Here is an 18,979-nt window from a genome sequence, read left to right as displayed (position 1 = left end):
CCCGCCGCTCAGTACGTCGCCGTCAGCTTGAGCACGACCGTGCGCCGGCCGAGCGTCATGTGGTCGGCGCCGTTGCGCACCGAAGGCAGGTTGGCGTAAGCGGGCGCGTCCGCGCCGGTGAAGGCGGCGGACAGCGTCAGGTGCTTGTTGATCGGCCGCGACAGCTCGACGCGGTAGTCGGTGAAGCCGAATGCGCTGTGGTGGCGCACGTGCTCGTGGCCGATGTGCAGGCCGAGCGCGAAGTCATTGGGCAGCGGCACGGCCCAGTTGGCCTCGGCGTAGGTCGAGCCACGGCTGCCTTGGTCGATACCATCGGCCAGCGAATTGCCGTCGAAGCCGAAGTAGTTGGAGAGCGACGTCCACAGCTTGACCGACACGCCGCGCCAGCCCGCACCGGCCATCCATTCGGTATAGCCGTAGCCGGTGGCCGGGCCGCCACCGATGGCCTTGTCGTAGCGCGCGCCAGGGTACCAGTAGCGATACAGGCCGGTGGTCAGCTCGATGTCGTGCGCGACGGTGGTGGCGTAGCCGAGGTAGGTATCGATCTCCGCATGGCCGCCGGCGATGACGTGGTCGCTCACCTGCGAGCCCCACACGCCAGCATAGAAGCCGCTTGGTGCCGCATAGTCGAGGCCAGCCTGCACGGCAGGATGGCCCCACGTCTGGCGCAGGCCGCGCGACACGTATTGCGAGACGACGGATGCGTTGGCCGACCAGCGCTTCTCGTCGCTGGCCGGCAGCTCGCCCGCGCACACGGGCAGCGCTGCGGCACACGCCGCCACCCCGCCCAGCATCGTCGCAGCCCTGCGCCAGCGCATTACGGCGTCACCAGTTCGTCGGCGATCAGTGCCTTGGCCGGCGCCTGCAGCGGCGACTTGCCGGCCACGTAGAACGCCGCATCGGAGCGCGCGAGCGGCGCCACGCCGCGCATGCGGTCGGCGATCTTCTCCGCGATCATGATGGTCGGCGCGTTCAGGTTGCCGGTGACGATGCGCGGCATGATCGACGCATCGACCACGCGCAGGCCTTCGAGCCCGTGCACGCGGCCCTCGTTGTCGACCACGGCCATCGGGTCATCGGCCGTGCCCATCTTGCAGGTGCACGACGGGTGCAGCGCGGTCTCGGCGTGGCTGCGCACGAAGGCGTCGATCTCGGCATCGGTCTGTACGTTCGGGCCGGGGCTGATCTCGCGGCCACGGTACGCGTCGAACGCGCGCTGCGCGATGATGTCGCGCGTGATGCGCACGCCGGCGCGGAACTCGCGCCAATCCACGTCGTGCGCCATGTAGTTGAAGAGGATGCGCGGCTTGTCGCGTGGGTCGCGCGAGGCGAGCTTGACGTGGCCGGTGGACGGCGAGCGCATCGACCCGACGTGGCACTGGAAGCCGTGCATGCGTACCGGGTTGCTGCCGTCATAGTTCACGGCCAGCGGCAGGAAGTGGTACTGGATGTTCGGCCACTCGACGCTGTCGTCGGTGCGGATGAAGCCACCCGCCTCAAAGTGGTTGCTGGCGCCGGGGCCGGTGCCGTTCCAGTACCACTCCGCCGCGACCTTCGGCTTGTTGTACCAAAGCGTGGCCGGGTAGATCGACACCGGCCGGATGCACTCGTACTGGATGTACATCTCCAAGTGGTCCTGCAGGTTCTCGCCCACGCCCGGCAGGTGCGCGACCGAGTGGATACCGAGCGCGCGCAGCTCATCGGCATTGCCCACACCCGAGCGCATCAGCAGCTGCGGTGAGGCGATCGCCCCGCTGCTGACGATCACCTCGCGGCGCGCGCGCCAGGTGTGGCGCTCGCCGTCCATCAAGGCCTCGACGCCCACGGCACGCGTGCCTTCGAACACCACGCGATCGGCCAGCACGCGCGGCAGCACCGTCAGCGTGGAGCGGCGGCGCGCGCGGTCGAGATACGCCAGCGACGTGCTGCAGCGGCGGCCCTTGGCGGTGACGGTGCGATCCATCGGGCCCAGGCCTTCCTGGCGATAGCCGTTCAGGTCATCGGTGCGCGGGATGCCGGCCTGCTCGCCCGCCTCGATGAAGGCGTGGAACAGCAGGCTGTTGTCCTGCTTGGGCGTGGTGACGTGCAGCGGGCCAGAGTCGCCGTGCCAATCGTTGGCGCCCTTGTCGTACGTCTCCGACTTGCGGAAGTACGGCAGGCAATCGGCGTACGTCCAGTCATCGAGCTGGAAATCACTCGCCCAGCGCTCGTAGTCCATCGCGTTGCCGCGGATGAAACACATGCCGTTGATGAGCGACGAGCCGCCCAGCCCCTTGCCGCGCCCCTGCGCCATACGGCGGTTGTTCATGTGCGGCTCGGGCTCGGTCTCGTAGGCCCAGTTGTAGGTCGTGCCCTGCAGCGGCATGGCCAGCGCAGCCGGCATCTGCGTGCGGAAATCCCAGCGATGGTCGGGGCCGCCCGCCTCAAGCAGCAGCACGGTCACGTCGGGGTCTTCGGTCAGGCGCGCGGCCAGCACGCAGCCGGCCGAGCCCGCGCCCGCGATGATGTAGTCGTATTCCTGTGCGGTAAACGTCGTCAAAACTCGCCCTCCCGTTACTGTGCGTCGGTGCCGAACCAGCCCATCGCGGCAGGCGCGAGGTTGATATAGCTGTGCTTGAGTTCGGTGTACTCGTCCAGGCCGCCGCGGCCCAGTTCGCGGCCGATGCCGCTGGCCTTGTAGCCGCCCCACGGTGCCTCGGGAAAGTACGGGTGATAGTCGTTGGCCCACACCGTGCCGAAGCGCAGCGCGCGCGAGACGCGGTTGGCGCGATCGAGGTCGCGCGTCCACACGGCGCCGGCCAGGCCGAACGGCGTGGCGTTGGCGCGGCGCACGGCTTCTTCTTCGGTGGCAAAGCGCTCGACGGTCAGCGCCGGGCCGAAGATCTCTTCGGTGGCGATCCTCATGTCGTCGCGCACGCCCGTCAGCACGGTCGGCTCCAGCCAGAAGCCGCGCTCGAAGGCCGTGCCTTCCGGCGCCTTGCCGCCGCAGCGCAGCACCGCGCCTTCCTGCACGCCGGCCGCGATCATGCCGAGGATCTTCTGGCGCTGGAACGCCGATTGCACCGGGCCCATCTGCGTGCCCTCGGCAAAGCCGTTGCCCACGCGGATACGCTTGACGCGTTCGACCAGCGCCTCGACAAAGCGGTCATGGATGCCGTCCTGCAGCATCAGCCGCGAGCCGGCGGAGCACACCTGGCCGGCGTGGAAGAACGCGGCGTTCACTGCGTAGTCGACCGCCGTGTCGAAGTCCGCGTCGTCGAAAATGATGTTCGGGTTCTTGCCGCCCAGCTCCAGCGCGATCTTCTTGAAGTTGCCGATGGCCGCCTGCATAACGGACGCGCCCGCCACCGCGCCGCCCGTGAACGAGACGAGATCCACGTCCAGGTTGCGCGACAGTTCCGCGCCCGCCTCGCCGGCGCCGGTGATCAGGTTGAACACGCCCGGCGGCAGGCCGATGTCGTGCAGCAGTTCGGTAAAGCGGTGCGTGGTCAGCGGCGTCAGGTTGCTCGGCTTGATGACGATGGTGTTGCCCGCGCCCAGCGCCGGGGCGATCTTCCACGCGGCCTGCAGTAGCGGGTAGTTCCACGGCGTGATCAGGCCGCACACGCCCACCGGCTCGCGCAGCGTGCGGCTGATGACGTGCGCCGGCGCCTCGTTCACCAAGCCCGACTCGGTGGCGACCAGCCCCGCGAAGTAGCGGAACGTCGCGGCAATGCCGTCCATGTCCCAGCGGCTTTCGATGAGGGTCTTGCCGGTGTTCAGCGATTCGAGCGTCGCGAGGTGTTCTGCATCGGCATCGATCGCGTCGGCGATGCGGTTGAGCAGGCGGGCGCGCTCGCGCGTGCCGGTGTGGCGCCACGGGCCTTCGTCGAAGGCGCGGCGGGCGGCGGCGATGGCGCGCTGCGCGTCGGCCACCGACGCATCGGCGGCCTGCGTCAGGACGGTCTCGGTGGCGGGATCGACGATGTCGCGGGTCACGCCGCCTTCGGGCTGCACCCACTGGCCGTCGATATACAGATCGAGACGGGGCGCCAGCGTGGTGGAACGGGAATCGGTGGAAAGAGAAGCTTGCGTCATATCCTTGGCCGGTTGATTGGCTGGCGCGCGTGAGTGTCCAAAACGCAAGACAGCGCGCCCGAAATGCCGACACCGTAGCGCCTTGGCAGGCGGGATTCGGTGTGGCGACCCATAAATTCACTGTTGGTGTTTTTATTTACCTTTAGAGAATTATGGACTAGTCTAGGAAAAATCAAGCCCGCAGCGCCAATCGTTAAGACCTAACAATCACAACAATCGATAGTTATTCGCTATTTTTGTGACGCTATACTGTCGCGAACAACCTTCAGTGAATCCCGCTCCATGACCGCCGCTTCGCTTCCGCCGCCCGACGGCCCGCTCGATGACGACAGCTTTGCCGGCCGCCTCAAAGGCGTGCTGACGCGCGGCCGCATCCAGCTCAAGCAGGTGGCGGCGGCGTTGGGCGTGTCGCCCTCGGCGGTGCACAAGTGGACGCGCGGCGGCGAGATCGAATACCCCAACCTGCTGGCGCTGGCCCGCTTCCTGAACGTGAACTGGCTGTGGCTGCGCTACGGCGACCGCGCCCTGGCCGACCTGGAAGCCAACCTGAACACCGACGCGCGTGCCCGCGAAGGCCGCCAGAAACACCTCGCCGCCATCATGGAGAGCGAGGCGCGCATGACCTTCGCGCAGGAGATTTCCGGCGTGGTCACGTGGGAGTGGAACCTGCTGACGGATGCCGTCGCCTACTCGCCGAATGTCGCGCGGCTGTTCGGCCGGCCGATCCGCACGCTGGACGATTTCTGGCAGTGCGTCGTCCCCGAAGACGTGCCCGGCGTGCAGGCCGCCATCGCGCAGAACCTGGCCGCAGGCGGCGTCTACGCCCACGAATTCCGCATCACGCCGGCACCTGACGCGGTGCGCTGGATCGTCTCGCGCGCCACGCTCGTGCGCGACGCGCAGGACCGGCCGGTCAAGATGATCGGCCTGAGCCTGGACATCACCGAACGCCGCACGGCCGAGGCTGCGCTGCGCGACTCCGAGGCGCTGCTGGCCAAGGCGCAGCAGATCGCCCACCTTGGCAGCTGGATCTGGGAACCCGGCAGCGACGCCTGCCGCTGGACCGACGAGGCCTACCGCATCTTCGGCTGGGCGCCGCAGGCCACGCCGGTGACGATGGCGCGCTATCTGGAAGCCATCGCTCCCGCGGATCGTGCCCGCGTGCAGGCTGTGCTGGACCAGGCGGTCGCCACGCGCCGGCCGTATCGCGTCGAATACACCATCACCCTGCCCGACGGCACACGCCGGCACATCCGCGAGGAAGGCGAGGCGCAGGACCCGGCGGCCACCGTGCCCACCATGATCGGCGCGGCGCAGGACGTGACGGACGAGGTGGAGGCGCAGGCCGCCTTCCGCGACAGCGAATCCAAGCTGCGCACGCTGTTCGAGCAGGCACCGGTCGGCATCGCGCACGTAAGCCTGGAAGGCCGCTGCCTGCGCGCCAACCCGTGGCTGTGCAGGTTGCTGGGCCAGTCCGAGGCCGCGCTGCAGCAGCGCACACTGCTCGACCTCACCCACCGCGACGACCTCGCCCGCCATCTGCGCCACTACGGCGAGCTGCTGGCCGGCACGGTGCCGGCCTATGCACTCACGCTGCAGTTGGTACGCGGCGACGGCTCGACCGTGCCGGTGCGCGTCACCACCTCGCTGGCACGCGATCCGGCCACCGAGGCGCCGCTGCACCTGATCACCGTGGTCGACACGGTGCCCGAGGCGGGCACGTCGTAGCACGGCCACCCGCCTTCACCTGACGTTGCACACGTCAACTTGTAGCAATCCCGTCAATCGTTGCGACTGATTTCCGGCAAGCCAGGAGGGCCGGCTTAGACTCACCCGACAGCACTATTAGTTAATTTATTCACCTCCAGTCAACTCACGCGTCGCCAGCGCCCCGCATTTCTGCCGGCCGCGCGCACAGAACAAGGAGACCGTTTTGCCTGCTTCCTCCGCCGCCCGCGCGGCACATCATCGACGCACGCTGCAGTGGGGCTACCGCTGGGCGCTGTGGGCCGCCATCCTGTGGGGCGCCTGGTACGTGCCGGGCACGGCCGTCTGGCATGCCTCCCCGTTTGCGTCCCTCGACCTGTCCGACCCGCGCGTCTTCCTGACCTGCGCGGCCATCATCACCGCCTTCCACAGCTGCATGGTGGTGCTGTTCCAGTGGGTGTGGCTGGCCACGCTCGGCAAGCTGGGCGATTACTTCCGCACCATCGGCCAGTTCCGCAAGATCTCGCGCTGGTACTTCATCGCCGCGATTGCCGGCGGGCTGATGGCCAACTTCGGCTCGTACCTGGCGATGGGCTACGTGGGCGCGGTGTTCGCGGCGGTGGCGGGGCTGCTGTATCCGGTGGTCGGCGCGACGGTGGCCAAGCTCTGGTACAGCGAGCGCATCAGCGCGCGGGCGGCGGTGGGCATCGCCATCATCATCGTGGGCGGCATCGCCATCTATGCGCCCGCGCTGATCACGGAATCGCATAGCGGCGGCAACCAGTGGATCGGCTACCTCGGCGGCGCCATGGCGGCGGTCGGCTGGGGACTGGAGGGCGCCATCGTCGGCCGCGCCATGGATGTGACCGACCCGGACTGCGGCGTCTCGATCCGCTACACCGCCGAGGCGCTCTATTGGATCGTGCTGGTGCTGCCGGCCATCGCGCTGTTCGCACACCTGCCGATCAGCGTGACGGAGATCGCCTCGGGCATCGTGCATAGCCAGGCGCTGCTATGGCTGGCGGTCGGCGGGCTGTCCTTCGCGTTCTGCTCGGTGGCCTGGTACAAGTCGTTCCCGCTGATCGGCGTGGGGCGCGGGCAGGCGCTGGGGGCGTTCTACGCGCTGTTCGCCACGCTCTTCACAGCGATCTTTACTCTGCAGTTTCCGGAGTGGTACTTCCTGATCGGGCTGGCGCTGGTGATCTTCGGCGGCTTCGTGATGGTGTCGGAAAGCTCGGAAAACCTCGAAGTGATTCGCGCCGTGGCGCCGGAGACCCAGTCATGAAACTGCACATGAAGGGCTACGTCCTGCAGCTGCTCGCCAGCGACGGCGCACTGTGGGATGGCGACATCGCCCACCGCACCTGCCGCGAATACGGCAAACCCGAAGACGATTACTGGACCGGCACCGTCCGCGCCATCCTCGCCGACCTCTACTCCGGCGGCCTCGTGCAGACACCCGAAGACATGCTGGACGACGCCAGCGGCAAGGTGCACTTCCGCTACACCATCACCGAGTTCGGCCGCCAACGCATGGCCGAGACCGGCCTGATTGAACCGAAGGAGACCACGCAATGACGGACTACTGGGGCTATCCGTTTGCCGACGTGCTGGCGATCGTGATGATCGTTGGGTTGAGCGCGTTGGCGCTGTATCAGGCGCGCACGTACACGCGGCAACTCTGACGCCGCGCATCAACAAAAACGGCCCGCTGGCGTTGTCCGCCAGCGGGCCGTTTTGCTTCCGTATCGCTTACACGCCCAGTGCCGGGTCCGACGCGCTGGCGCGCTCGGTCTCGACGTGGCCGGCCAGGCGGCGGTGGAAGCCGGCGTCGGTGCTGGCCGTCACCGTCAGGTCGTACCAGGCGTGCTGGCCACGCAGGTCCAGGTACACGGTGGCGTCATCCCCGCCGCGCGCCTCGCGCTGCACGCTCTCGCCGGTGTAGGCGCTCTTGACCGTGAAGGTCGTGTGCCCGCGGCCGTGGTTGATCAGGCGCAGCTCCAGGTTGCCGTTGGCGACGTCATAGCCCTCCTTCACCTCCAGCGCGCGGCCATGCGGATGCAGCAGGCCGGACAGCGTGAGCTTGCCTACGAAGCGGCGCAGGAAGCCGTTCGGGCCATGCACCGTAAAGTCATAGGCACCGCCCGCGCCCACAGGCAGCTTGTCCGACAAGCGGTTGTCCGCTTCCACCGTGTAGGTGCGCGGCGCCTCGGTGCTGCCGGCGGTGTAGACGAGGAATGCCGCGCCCACATCGCCCGTGTTGATGAGGTCGAGCTGGAATTTGCCCGCCGCTTCGTCATGACGGCCACGCACGAACAGCTCGTACGGCAGCGCGCGCGCCGGGCGCACGCCGGCCTCCTGCTTGGGCACCGCCTGCACCAGCGGCGGCAGCGGCACGTAGCTGTTGTGGCGCAGCTTGTCCTTCGGCACATAGGCCGCCGTGCTCGGCAGTGCGGGCACGGCGTCGTTCGGATGCTTGAAGTTGAACGCCGAGGTCAGGTCGCCGCACACCGCGCGGCGCCAGTCCGAGATGTTCGGCGAGGTCACGTCGTGCGTGCGCTCAAAACGCTTCTCGATGAAGCGGATGATGGACGTGTGGTCGAACGTCTCCGAGCACACCCAGCCGCCCTTGGACCACGGCGACACCACCAGCATCGGCACGCGCTGGCCCAGGCCGTACACGCCGGCGGTGTACTTGCTGTTGCCCGGGAAGTATTCGCCCGTGGTGTCCACCGTGGACAGCCCATTGCTGCCCGAGGCGGCAAACGGCGGCACGAGGTGGTCGAAGAAGCCGTCGTTCTCGTCGTAGGTGACCAGCAGCACGGTCTTGCTCCACACCTCGGGGTTGGAGGTGAGGATCTGCAGCACCTGGTCGATGTACCACGCGCCGTAGTTGGCCGGCCAGTTCGGGTGCTCGGAGAAAGCCTCCGGCGCGGCGATCCACGACACCTGCGGCAGCGTGCCGTTCTGCACGTCGCGCTTGAGGACGTCGAAGTAGCCCTCGCCGGCCGACACGTTGGTGCCGGTGCGGGCCTTGTCGTACAGCGGGTTGCCCGGCTGCGCGGTCTGGTACTGCGTGAAGTACAGCAGCGAGTTGTCGCCGTAGTTGCCGATGTACGGGTCGCTGGTCCAGCCCCACGAGCCGTTGGCGTCCAGGCCGGTGCCGACGTCCTGGTAGATCTTCCACGAGATGCCGGCGCGCTCGAGCACTTCCGGATAGGTCGACCAGCCATAGCCGACTTCGGCGTTGTCGATCACCGGGCCGCCGCCCACGTTGTCGTTGCCGACGTAGCCCGTCCACATGTAGTAGCGGTTCGGGTCGGTAGAGGTGGGCGTCGAGCAGTGGTAGGCGTCGCAGATGGTGAAGGCGTCGGCCAGGCTGTAGTGGAACGGGATGTCCTGGCGCGTCAGGTAGGCCATGGTGGTGGTGCCCTTGTGCGGCACCCAGCCGTCGTAACGGCCGCCGTTGACGGCGGCGTGCGTGTCGTTCCAGCCGTGCGGCAGGTCTTGCAGGAACTGCAGGCCGAGGTCCGGCGCGCTGGGGCGGAACGGCAGCACCTCGCCCACGTTGCCGGCCAGCGGCTGGTGCCACACGCTCTTGCCGGAGGGCAGCGTGACGGTGCGCGTATCGCCATACCCGCGCACGCCGCGCAGCGTGCCGAAATAATGGTCGAACGAGCGGTTCTCCTGCATCAGGACCACGATGTGCTGCACGTCCTCGATGCTGCGATGCGCGTTGTAGGCCGGAATGGCCAACGCCTGGCGGATGCCAGCCGGCATCGCGCCCATTGCGGCGGCGGCGCCGGCCAGCTGGGCGGCGGATCGTAGGAAACCACGGCGGCTGTTTGACGTCATGTTGTGTACCTCTTGTGCTCGGGGGGAAAAACCGGGGGGCGTGGACGGGATCAATCCACGGTGTGCATCACGGGCGGCGCCAGGCCATCGCGGGCGGGCGCATTCACGTTGGGGGAGATCGCAGAGACCGCGGCCTGCGGCGCGGGGGCGCCGGACTCAGGCGACGGCGTGCCACGCACCACGGCGGGGATGCGCGGGTCCGACGATTCGCCGCACCCGCCCAGGCCCGCGCATGCGCCCAGGACGGGGAGCAGGAACAGGGCGCGCTGAAAACGTTTTCGCGCGGCGGGGCAGCACGCGCGGGCAAGGTGGGGGCTGGCGAACACGGAAATCCTCCCGAGGCGGATAGTCGCGACGTACATGCATCGCGATCTGCAGAGCGTGTTGCTCTGGTTGGCTCGGGGGATACGTTAGGAAGGGTTCGTGTCTGCGGCGTGAAGCGACACGCAAAAAAGCCGATAGGGGTATCGGCAACTTCCGGGAGATTGTCAGGAAGGTGTTAGGGTGACCATCAGGCCACACGCCGCCGCGCGCGCCGCTGCAGCTGCGCGTGCTCGGCGCGCCAGGCGAGATAGCCCACGCCCAGGAACGGCCACACCCAGCCGATCCACTGCGACAGGCTGTTGAAATGCACGAAGCGCCCGAGCCGCCAGGCCTGCGCCGACACCCATGAATAGGGGCTGGGCGGCAACACGTTGGACAGCACGATCAGCGCGATCAGCAGCAGCGTCGCCAGCGCACCGCGCAGCCCGCGCGGCAGACGCACCAGCAGCACCAGCAACAGCGAGCCGACCACGAGCCCGAAGCGGGCGCCGGACGACAGCCAGTCCCACGCTCCGGCCGCCGGAAACTGCAGCAGTGTCGCGCCGGCCTTGACCAGCAGTGCACTGCTCAGCAAGGCCGCCAGCAAGGGCAGCATCGGCGCGCCCCGCCGCATGACCACGGTGGCCAGCAGGCCGGTGCCGACCCAGCTGCAACCGGTGATCAGCGCTTCCAGCAGCTCCTGGCGCTTCAAGGCCTCCGGATGCGACTGCAGGCCACCATGCCAGTCGAACAGACTCGGGAACACGTTACGGATGACGTTGGCGACAAACGCATCCGGCGATGGATCGAGCAGGATGCTGCGCACCACCCCGCCCATGCTGAAGAGGAATTCCTGCGGAAACACCTGCGCAAACGGCCACAGCACCAGCAGCAGGATGGCGAAGGTCGCCTGCGGCTCAAACCAGCGCGCGCGCAGCCGCCGCAGGCCCCCACGATCGATCAACCTTGCCGTGAACGGCGCCATGCCGATGGCGCCCAGCAGCGCGCCCAGCGTGTTGGTCGCCAGATCCACATTGGACGAGACGCGCGTGGGCAGATAGGTCTGCGCGGCCTCCATCGCGCCGGAGAGCAGCCCGCCGGCCAGCAGCGCGATCAACACCGCGCGCCAGCCCGTGATGCGCGGATGCAGCGACAGCACCACCAGCATGCCCAGCGGCATGTAGCCCCACACGTTGGTCAGGATGTCGAAGGCGGTGTTGTAGCGCGGCAGCGGTGCCGTCAGATAGGCAAACGGCGAGACACCGTTGTCGACCCAGCCCGAGAACGGATACAGGCTCGCATACACCACCAGCAGGACGAACCACGCCAGCCCGGCGCGCGCGAGCGGCGAGTGGCGATGCGGGGAGGGAGCGGCAGGAGAAGCGTGGAGGTCCGGCACCGGTGGAGGCTGCGGTCAAACTGGGCGATGCACCCATGATACCGTCCGACGCCGCCGGTCGCGGACGGTTCCGTCGTTAGGAGGATGCCGTTCTGCGTCCGGCTAGCGCGAACGCCCGGTGGCGCTGGCCGTGGCCGACAGCGACAGCCCGGCCGCCCAGTCCAGCAGCTCGCCGATGGCGCGGTCGGAGGCCTGCGTGAGCGCCGCCACACCGCCGGCGGCATCGGCGCTGCGGGCCGGCACGTCGACCTGCACCACGCGCTGGTCCACCAGCCCGCGCGCCACGAACACCGAGGCGCGCAGCCGCACCACGGCCCGGCTGGCGTCCGGGCGGTCGAACACCTGCGAGAAATCGACCAGCTCGACGCGCAGGGTGGGCACGTCCGGCGTGGCGTAGGCGATGACCTGCCCACGCGCCGCCACCGCGTTGCGCAGACGCGCATCGAACAGGCTCACCGGCGATTCCACCCAGCGGCTCGCGGCATAGGCTTCGGTACGCTGGCCCTGCGCGTAGGCCAGGCGGTAGTAGATGGCATTGCCGTCCATCCAGCCCGGGCCGCTCACCTCGGCCACGCGCAGGGCGGTTGGCAGGCGGCTGCCGGCGCTCGCGGCGGGCGCGAGACCGAAGTCGTACAGCGCGTTGGGCGCGGCTGGCGTACCGGCGCAGGCGGTGAGCAGCAGCGCTCCCGCCAGGGCAGCCGGCACCAGCGCGCGTCGGAACATCGTCGGGAACATCGGCATGGGGTCTCCTCAGGGCTGTCCGGTGGTGGCGGCGGTGGCGGGCGCGGCAAAGCCGGATTCGCCGGGGCCGGGCGCGCCCGGCGCGGGGCCGAACAGCACGCTCTGCGGGCGGGTGTTGAAGGTGGTGACCGCGTGGTCGAAGCTGCGCACGGCCTGGCGCGCGTCGCGGGCAAAGCCGTTGAGCTGCGGCAGCGTCTCGTAGGTCAGCACGTTGGTGGCGGACTGCAGCGACTGCGTGGCCGAAGCCAGGTCGCTGCCGGCGCCGGAGAGCGTCGTCATCAGCGGCCCCTTGGCGTCGGACAGCGTCTGCGACAGCTTGCGCGTGGAGCTGAGCGTGGCGTCCAGGTTGTCGGCGATCTGCGGCAGGCGGCGCACGGTCGGCTCGGCCTGTTGGGCCAGCGTGGCGTACGAATCCATCGCCTTCTGGAACGACTGCATCGAGGCGCTGAGCCGCTGGCGGTGCTCGTCGTCGAACATGATGGACAGCGAGTTCAGCGTCTGGTCGACCTTGGACAGCATCTGGTCGCCGCGCTTGTCCAGCTCATCAAGGAAGCCTGACTCCATGCGGATGCGCGCGGGCTCCTTGGCCGAGGTGTCCAGGTGGGTCGGGTTGACGGCGCGCTTGCCGCCCTCGTAGCCGCGGTCATCGAGCTGCACGTAAGCGAGGCCCGTCACGCCCTGGTAGGCCAGGCGCCCATAGGTGGTGGTGGTGATGGGCGCGTCCTTGTCGACCAGCACGCGCACGATGATCTGCCCGGGCACCTTGTCGTCAAAGCGGATGGTGTCCACCTTGCCGACGTCCAGGCCCCGGTACTTGACGGCCGCCTGCGGGCTCAGGCCATTGACGGTCGAGCGCGTGACCACGTCGTACGGCACGCGTACGGTCTGGTCGCGGTTGAACCACACCACGGCCAGCGCGATGAAGATCACCAGCCCAATCGTGAACAGCCCGGCCAGGAATGCGTGGGCTTTGTTTTCCATCAATCCTCCTGTGTCGAAAGGCTGGCCGCGGCCACCGCTTCCGTCATCTGCGGGCCCAGCGCCATCAGGGCCCGCTTACCCCGCTCACCCAGGAAGTATTCCTTGATGAACGGATGGTCGATCTGAATGATCTGCTCGATCGGCTTGGCCGCGAGCACCTTGCGATCCGCCAGCACGGCGATGCGGTCGGACAGCGCCACCAGCGTGTCGAGGTCGTGCGTGACCATCACCACGGTCAGGCCCAGCTCGCGGCGCAGCTCGCGGATCAGCGCCACATAGTCGTCGGAGGCACGCGGGTCCAGGCCAGCGGTGGGCTCGTCCAGGAACACCAGTTCCGGCTCCAGCGACAACGCGCGGGCCAGCGCCACACGCTTGATCATGCCGCCGGACAGGTCGGCGGGCATCTTGTCGGCGTCGCTCGCCTTCAGGCCCACCATCTGCAGCTTGAGCATCGCCACGCGCACAACGAAGGCATCGGGCAGCGTGCGCAGCTCGCGCATCGGCAGCGCCACGTTGTCGATCACCGACAGCGCCGAGAACAGCGCCCCCTGCTGGAACTGCATGCCCCAGCGGTTGCGCATCGACTGCAGCTCGTTGCCGATCTGGCAGGTCAACTCCTCGCCAAAGATCTGGATGGTGCCGGCGGTGGGCTTCTCCAGCCCGACCACCTGGCGCAGCAGCGTGGTCTTGCCGCTGCCCGAACCGCCGACGATGGACAGCACCTCGCCGCGGAACACGTCCAGGTTGATGCCGTCGAGCACCGTCACGTCGCCATAGCGCTTGGTGACGTTGCGCACCTCGATCACGCGCTCGCGCGCGGGGGTGATCGCGGTCGTGATCGATTCGGCCGACAGCTGCGCAGGCTCGACGTGCGGATGGCGTGGGCGCGTCATATGCCGACGTCCTTGAACATGATGGCGAACACCGCATCGGCCAGGATCACGATGGTGATCGACACCACCACCGAGGTGGTGGTGCCTTCGCCCAGGCTCTGCGTATTGGGCTGGATGCGCAGGCCGAAGTGGCACGCCACCAGCGCGATCAGCATGCCGAACACCACACCCTTGCCCAGCCCCAACCACAGGTTGGCCACCGGCACCGCATCGGGCAACGAGGTGATGAAATAGGTCGGGCTGATGTCGAGCTGGAACTTGGCCGCCAGGATGCCGCCGCCCAGCGCCAGCAGGTCGGTCCACGCCACCAGCAGCGGCATCGCGATCGCAAGCGCGATCACCTTGGGCAAGATCAGCCGGAAGCCGTGCGAGATGCCCATCACACGCATCGCATCGAGTTCTTCCGTCACCCGCATCACCCCGATCTGCGCCGTGATGGCCGAGCCCGAGCGCCCCGCCACCAGGATCGCCGCCAGCACCGGCCCGAGCTCGCGGATGATGGCCATGCCCAGGATGTTGACGATGAAGACGCTGGCACCGAACACGCGCAGCTGGTTGGCCGACAGGTAGCTCAGCACGATGCCGATCAGGAAGCCCACCAGCGCGGTGATGCCGAGCGCCTTGTAGCCGGTGCTGTAGATGTTGGCGGAGATCTCGCGCCACGGGCCCCGGTGCGGCGCGCGGATGAAGCGCATCGCGTCGAACATCAGTTGGCCGACCATCTCCACGCCGATGCGCACGTGGTCGAAGAACTCCAGCATGCCGCTGCCGAGGATGGCCACCGGGTTGATGCGCGGCGCGATGCGCTTCTTCCAGCCGCCCGGGTCCAGCCTGGCGACGCGGTCGATCATGCGGCGCTGGTCGGGGCGTGCGTCCAGGTGCTCAGGCCACTGGTTGCCCCAGGCGCGCCACAGCAGCTGCGCGCCGAAATGGTCGATGCGGCCGACTTCGGTCAGGCACCACGCGTTGGCGTTGTCCAGCCCGGCGCGGATCTGCTGGCGGGCGCCGCGCACGCCCGCCCGCTCGGCCAGCGCGAGCGTGGTCCAGTCGCCCGACAGGAAGGCGACGGACCGTCCGTCGACAACACGGACCTCAAGCGAGGGGGTACGGCAGGTGATCAAGCGCAGTTCTCCTGATGCCGGATATCCGTCGAATTGTAGCCAACGGCGGGCCCGAGACTGGCACACTTTGAGATGCATCAGGCTCTTGCAGCGCGCGCAATGCCGGGCCGGCCGGCCTTGCCTCGCTACAATGCGCCATCATTCCGTCATCCCTGTGCGTTTGCTCCGTTCATGTCTTTTGCCCCACCCCGTTCACGCTGGCGCCTGACCCGCGACCGCATCCAGCCGACCGGCCCCGCCGCCGCCTGGCCGATCGACGTGGTCGACGCCACCGGCTCGACCAACGCCGACCTGATGGCCGCCGTGCGCAACATCGCCTGGCCTCTGACCGTCGGCACCGCTGGCGGCCCCGCACCGCTGGCCGGCGCACGCGTGCTGGCCACGCAGCGACAGACCGCCGGTCGTGGCCGCCACGGCCGCGCGTGGGACGGCGACCATGGCCTGACCTTCTCCATCGCCTGCGCCTTTGCCGGCGAACCCGCCCAGCTTGGCGGCCTGAGCCTGGCGGTCGGCGTGGCGGTGGCCGATGCCGTGGCAACCTATGCCGAGGCACATGGCGGCAGCGCCCAGGCGCTTGCGCTCAAGTGGCCCAATGATGTGCAGATCGCCGGGCGCAAGCTGGCCGGCATCCTGGTCGAGACCGTGCGTGCGGCGCCCGGGCAGACCTGGGCCGTGATCGGCATCGGCCTGAACCTGGAGCGGCCGCACGCGCTGGAAGATGCGCTGGGCCGGGCGCTGTCGGGGGTGGAGGAGCTCGTTGACGCGCCGGAGCCGAATGCGGTGCTGACGGCGCTGCTGACCTCGCTCGGTGAGCACCTGCAGCGCTTCGGCGCGCAAGGGCTGGCGCCGTTCGTGGCGCCCTTCGCCGCGCGCGATGCGTTTGCCGGCCAGCAGATCAAGCTATGGCAAGACGGCACGGTGGTATTGGAAGGCGTGGCGCACGGCATCGACGCGCAGGGGCGCCTTGCGGTGGAAACCGGCGGGCGCGTGCAATGGATCCATAGCGGCGAGGTGTCGCTGCGCGCCGCCGAGGTGGGCCAACGGCGGGAGCAACCATGACGCGTCGCCATGCCCTCACGACACATTCAGCCCCCGCGCGCCCGCTGCTGCTGATCGACGCCGGCAACACGCGCATCAAGTGGGCGTGGATCGCCAGTGGTGTCGATGCGCTGCCCGCCGAGCCCGGCACGTCTGACGGTGGGCCCTGGCAGCATGCCGGCGCGCGGCCGCACGACCAGCTCGCCGAATTGGTGGAAGACTGGCGTGACTGCCATGCCGGCGCGGGCGAGGCGCCGCCCGAGGTGTGGATCAGCGCGGTGGCCGGCCCGGCGCTGCGCGACGCGTTGTCGGCCCGCATCGCGCGCGTGTTCGATGGTGCACGCGTGCGGATTGCGGCATCGGAAACCGCTGTCGCCGGCCTGCAGAATGGTCTGCGCAATGGCTATCGCGAACCCACGCAGCTCGGCACCGACCGCTGGGTGGGCGCCGTCGGCGCGCGCCAGCTGTGGCCCGATACCGCGCTGCTGCTGGTGACAGCCGGCACGGCCACCACGCTCGACATCGTCACGCCCGATGGCCTCTTCGCCGGCGGCCTGATCCTGCCCGGCCTGACGCTGATGCTGCGCGCGCTGTCACGCAATACGGCGCAACTGCCCGAAGTCGAGGTCGGCGTCCTGACCGAACGCGATGCCGTCGCACCGCCCTGGGCCGACAACACGCAGGACGCCATCGCGCTGGGCTGCGTGACCGCCCAGGCCGGCGCCATCACGCAGACCTGGCACACGCTGCAGGCGCAGTACCCCGGCCCAGCGCGCTGCGTGCTCAGCGGCGGCGCGCGCGCGGCACTGGCTCCGCACCTGCGCATGCCGTTCCAGATGCACGATAATCTCGTGCTGCTCGGCCTGCAGGTGCTGGCGCGCGCGGGGCGCGAAGGCGCGACCTCGCTAGCCTGACCTGCGGCTGCGTCGTTCTCGCTGTCTTCGCCGTCACCGTTTTCCCGTTGTTGCTGTGTTCCTGCATTCCGATCCGCCGTCTGACACCGTCTCCGCCCGCACCATGACGCTTCGCCTCGCCCTGCTGCTCCTGCTGCTCGTCAACGGTGCGCTGCTGGCCGCCAACCTGGGCGTGTTCGGCCCCGATGTGCCATCCGCGTGGTTCGAGAGCGAGCGCGAACCGGACCGCATGCGCCGCCAGATCCGTACCGAAGAGATCCGCATCCTGGAGCCGGCACCCGCCGCCAAATCGATCGCACCGCCGGCGGCACCGGCCGCCCCCTCGCCAGCGGCTTCCGGCGCCACCACCAGCGACGCCAAACCCGGCATCGAACGCACCGCGCTGGCGGCGGCAGACAGCACGTCGGGCAGCACCTGCATGGAGCTCGGCGGCCTGAGCGACACGCAAGCCTCGCACGGCGTCGATCAACTGCGTCAGCTGACGGGCGTGATGGTGGAACGCGTCACGCGCCAGGACGACGTCCGCTGGTGGGTGCACATGCCCGCGCGCGACACGCGTGAAGACGCCGATCGCAAGGTCGCCGAACTCAAGCGCCGCAACGTGGGCGATTCGGGCATCGTGCAGGAAGGGAATGCGTTTGTGGTGTCGCTGGGCCTGTTCCGCGATAAGGACCGCGCGCAGCAGCGCCTCGATGATCTGCGTGCCAAGGACGTGCGCACCGCCGTGCTGACGGAAACGCGCCGCAGCGCGCCGCGCACGTGGCTGCGCATCACGGCCCCGGCCGATGCCTCGGGCGTCGCCGCCCAGCTGGCCATGCTCAAGAAGAGCCTCGGCGCGGAAGAACTACACGCGTGCGCCGCACCCGCTGCTGCGGCCACGGCCTCGCGCTAATCGTTCAGGAAGTCGCGCGCACGCGCTTGAGCAGCGATGTGGTCGAGCGGTCGTGCTCGAACGGAATCGCCAGCGCCGTGCCGCCCCAGCCGCGCACCACGCGCGTTTCTTCCAGCATGTCGATGTCGTAGTCGCCGCCCTTGACGTAGATGTCGGGGCGCACACGCTGGATCAGCTCGACCGGCGTGCGCTCGGCAAACAGCACCACCAGGCTCACCGCTTCCAGCGCGGCCAGCACGGCCAGGCGGTCGTCCTGCGTGTTGAGCGGGCGATCGTCGCCCTTGCCCAGCATGCGCACCGAGGCATCGGTATTCACGCCCACCACCAGCGACGCACCCAGCGCGCGTGCCTGCGCCAGATACGTGGCGTGGCCGCGATGCAGGATGTCGAACACGCCGTTGGTGAACACCAGCGGACGCGACAAGGCACGCACGCGGGCTTCCACGTCGGCGGGGTCGCAGATCTTCTGTTCAAAGGCGGGCGCGGGCTGGCGGACGGTCATGGCGTGAAAGGCGTTGGGGCGGAAAACAAAACGGCCCATCGAATCGATGGGCCGCTGGCGCAGTTGACAAAGGCGAGTGGCAAGGATCAGGCTGCTTGCTCGGCGGCGCCGGTCGAACCCAGCAGGCGCGCGTTCAGTTCCTTGCGGTAGCGGTTCAGGTCCTGCACGGTCTCGAAGGTGCGCTCGAACAGCAGACCCATGTTGTGCAGGATGCGCTCGATCACCTTCTTTTCCCAGCCGGCGTCGAACTTGATCTGCTCGTCCAGCCAATGCTCCAGCCAATCCGGGTTCGGCAGGCGGGACTGCACCGTGTCTTGCGGGAACAGCGCCTTATTGACGTGCAGGTTGGTCGGGTGCAGCGGCTTTTCCGTGCGGCGGGCCGAGGCCATCAGCACGCCGATCTTGGCGAACGCGCTGCGGGCGTTGTCGCCGAACTGGCCCAGGTACTTCTTCATGTAGCGCAGGTAAGCGCCGCCGTGGCGGGCTTCGTCCTGCGACAGGTGCTTGTAGATCGCCTTGATGACCGGCTCGGTGTGCCATTCGGAGGCACGGCGGT

Annotated in this window: 17 protein-coding genes and 1 pseudogene; 6 read left to right on the top strand and 12 right to left on the bottom strand. The window is 68.6% G+C overall.

The genetic code is table 11. From position 1 onward, the window contains the following. Positions 1-8: 8 nt before the first annotated feature. Genes QZ609_RS07725 through QZ609_RS07715 form a run of 3 tightly spaced genes read right to left on the bottom strand, consistent with a single transcriptional unit; the run spans position 9 to position 4,077 of the window. On the bottom strand, positions 9-818 hold the full coding sequence (locus QZ609_RS07725; RefSeq protein ID WP_295492881.1) for a TorF family putative porin: 810 nt from the start codon (positions 816-818) through the stop codon (positions 9-11). Next, positions 818-2,539 (bottom strand): choline dehydrogenase, encoded by a 1,722-nt coding sequence (gene betA, locus QZ609_RS07720; RefSeq protein ID WP_295492878.1) that lies wholly within the window; start codon positions 2,537-2,539, stop codon positions 818-820. The genes QZ609_RS07725 and betA overlap by 1 nt, the downstream gene beginning before the upstream one ends. A gap of 14 nt (positions 2,540-2,553) precedes the next feature. Continuing rightward, the gene (locus QZ609_RS07715) at positions 2,554-4,077 is read right to left on the bottom strand and encodes an aldehyde dehydrogenase family protein (protein WP_295492876.1); all 1,524 of its coding nucleotides are present in this window, start codon (positions 4,075-4,077) and stop codon (positions 2,554-2,556) included. 282 nt (positions 4,078-4,359) lie between these two features. Here QZ609_RS07715 and QZ609_RS07710 point away from each other — a divergent pair, with 282 nt between their 5' ends. The 3 genes from QZ609_RS07710 (at position 4,360) to QZ609_RS07700 (ending at position 7,362) form a co-directional block, all read left to right on the top strand. Continuing rightward, positions 4,360-5,805, top strand: a complete 1,446-nt coding sequence (locus tag QZ609_RS07710; RefSeq protein ID WP_295492873.1) for a helix-turn-helix transcriptional regulator — start codon at positions 4,360-4,362, stop codon at positions 5,803-5,805. A 205-nt stretch (positions 5,806-6,010) separates the two neighbouring features. Continuing rightward, positions 6,011-7,069 carry a DMT family transporter gene (locus tag QZ609_RS07705; protein ID WP_295492869.1) on the top strand — a complete coding sequence of 353 codons (1,059 nt, stop codon included), beginning with the start codon at positions 6,011-6,013 and terminating at the stop codon, positions 7,067-7,069. Next, a complete protein-coding gene (locus QZ609_RS07700) occupies positions 7,066-7,362 on the top strand; it encodes a hypothetical protein (protein ID WP_295492866.1) in 297 nt (98 codons plus the stop codon). Before QZ609_RS07705 ends, QZ609_RS07700 begins: the two co-directional genes overlap by 4 nt. 174 nt (positions 7,363-7,536) lie before the next feature. Here the strand turns inward: QZ609_RS07700 and QZ609_RS07695 are convergent, their stop codons facing one another. From QZ609_RS07695 to QZ609_RS07665, 7 genes are all read right to left on the bottom strand, one after another. Further along, positions 7,537-9,639: a phosphocholine-specific phospholipase C gene (locus tag QZ609_RS07695; RefSeq protein WP_295492862.1), complete on the bottom strand. Its 2,103-nt coding sequence runs from the start codon at positions 9,637-9,639 to the stop codon at positions 7,537-7,539. 50 nt (positions 9,640-9,689) lie between these two features. After that, on the bottom strand, positions 9,690-10,001 hold the full coding sequence (locus QZ609_RS07690; protein WP_295492860.1) for a hypothetical protein: 312 nt from the start codon (positions 9,999-10,001) through the stop codon (positions 9,690-9,692). Between the two features lie 149 nt (positions 10,002-10,150). Continuing rightward, on the bottom strand, positions 10,151-11,341 hold the full coding sequence (locus tag QZ609_RS07685) for a VanZ family protein (RefSeq protein WP_295492858.1): 1,191 nt from the start codon (positions 11,339-11,341) through the stop codon (positions 10,151-10,153). 102 nt (positions 11,342-11,443) lie between these two features. Beyond that, on the bottom strand, positions 11,444-12,082 hold the full coding sequence (locus QZ609_RS07680) for an ABC-type transport auxiliary lipoprotein family protein (RefSeq protein WP_295492856.1): 639 nt from the start codon (positions 12,080-12,082) through the stop codon (positions 11,444-11,446). 9 nt (positions 12,083-12,091) lie between these two features. Then, a complete protein-coding gene (locus QZ609_RS07675) occupies positions 12,092-13,063 on the bottom strand; it encodes an MlaD family protein (RefSeq protein WP_295492855.1) in 972 nt (323 codons plus the stop codon). Next, on the bottom strand, positions 13,063-13,956 hold the full coding sequence (locus QZ609_RS07670; protein WP_295492852.1) for an ABC transporter ATP-binding protein: 894 nt from the start codon (positions 13,954-13,956) through the stop codon (positions 13,063-13,065). Before QZ609_RS07670 ends, QZ609_RS07675 begins: the two co-directional genes overlap by 1 nt. After that, positions 13,953-15,077 carry an ABC transporter permease gene (locus QZ609_RS07665; RefSeq protein ID WP_295492850.1) on the bottom strand — a complete coding sequence of 375 codons (1,125 nt, stop codon included), beginning with the start codon at positions 15,075-15,077 and terminating at the stop codon, positions 13,953-13,955. The genes QZ609_RS07670 and QZ609_RS07665 overlap by 4 nt, the downstream gene beginning before the upstream one ends. Before the next feature lie 171 nt (positions 15,078-15,248). On the opposite strand from QZ609_RS07665, the gene QZ609_RS07660 reads away from it, so the two are divergent. From QZ609_RS07660 to QZ609_RS07650, 3 genes are all read left to right on the top strand, one after another. Further along, entirely contained in the window at positions 15,249-16,136 is an 888-nt protein-coding gene (locus QZ609_RS07660) for a biotin--[acetyl-CoA-carboxylase] ligase (protein WP_295492846.1), read from the top strand. Then, positions 16,133-17,029 (top strand): type III pantothenate kinase, encoded by an 897-nt coding sequence (locus QZ609_RS07655; protein WP_295492844.1) that lies wholly within the window; start codon positions 16,133-16,135, stop codon positions 17,027-17,029. Before QZ609_RS07660 ends, QZ609_RS07655 begins: the two co-directional genes overlap by 4 nt. A gap of 103 nt (positions 17,030-17,132) precedes the next feature. Continuing rightward, a complete protein-coding gene (locus tag QZ609_RS07650) occupies positions 17,133-17,921 on the top strand; it encodes an SPOR domain-containing protein (protein ID WP_295492842.1) in 789 nt (262 codons plus the stop codon). Positions 17,922-17,925: 4 nt separating this feature from the next. Here QZ609_RS07650 and rfaE2 read toward each other — a convergent pair whose 3' ends face one another. Then, the gene (gene rfaE2, locus QZ609_RS07645) at positions 17,926-18,423 is read right to left on the bottom strand and encodes a D-glycero-beta-D-manno-heptose 1-phosphate adenylyltransferase (RefSeq protein WP_295492840.1); all 498 of its coding nucleotides are present in this window, start codon (positions 18,421-18,423) and stop codon (positions 17,926-17,928) included. An 86-nt stretch (positions 18,424-18,509) separates the two neighbouring features. After that, positions 18,510-18,979 (bottom strand): annotated as a pseudogene (locus QZ609_RS07640) (ferritin-like domain-containing protein); the annotation flags it as partial.

The organism is uncultured Ralstonia sp., assembly GCA_913056305.1.
GTDB lineage: Bacteria > Pseudomonadota > Gammaproteobacteria > Burkholderiales > Burkholderiaceae > Ralstonia.
This window is presented reverse-complemented; position numbering and strand designations above follow the sequence as displayed.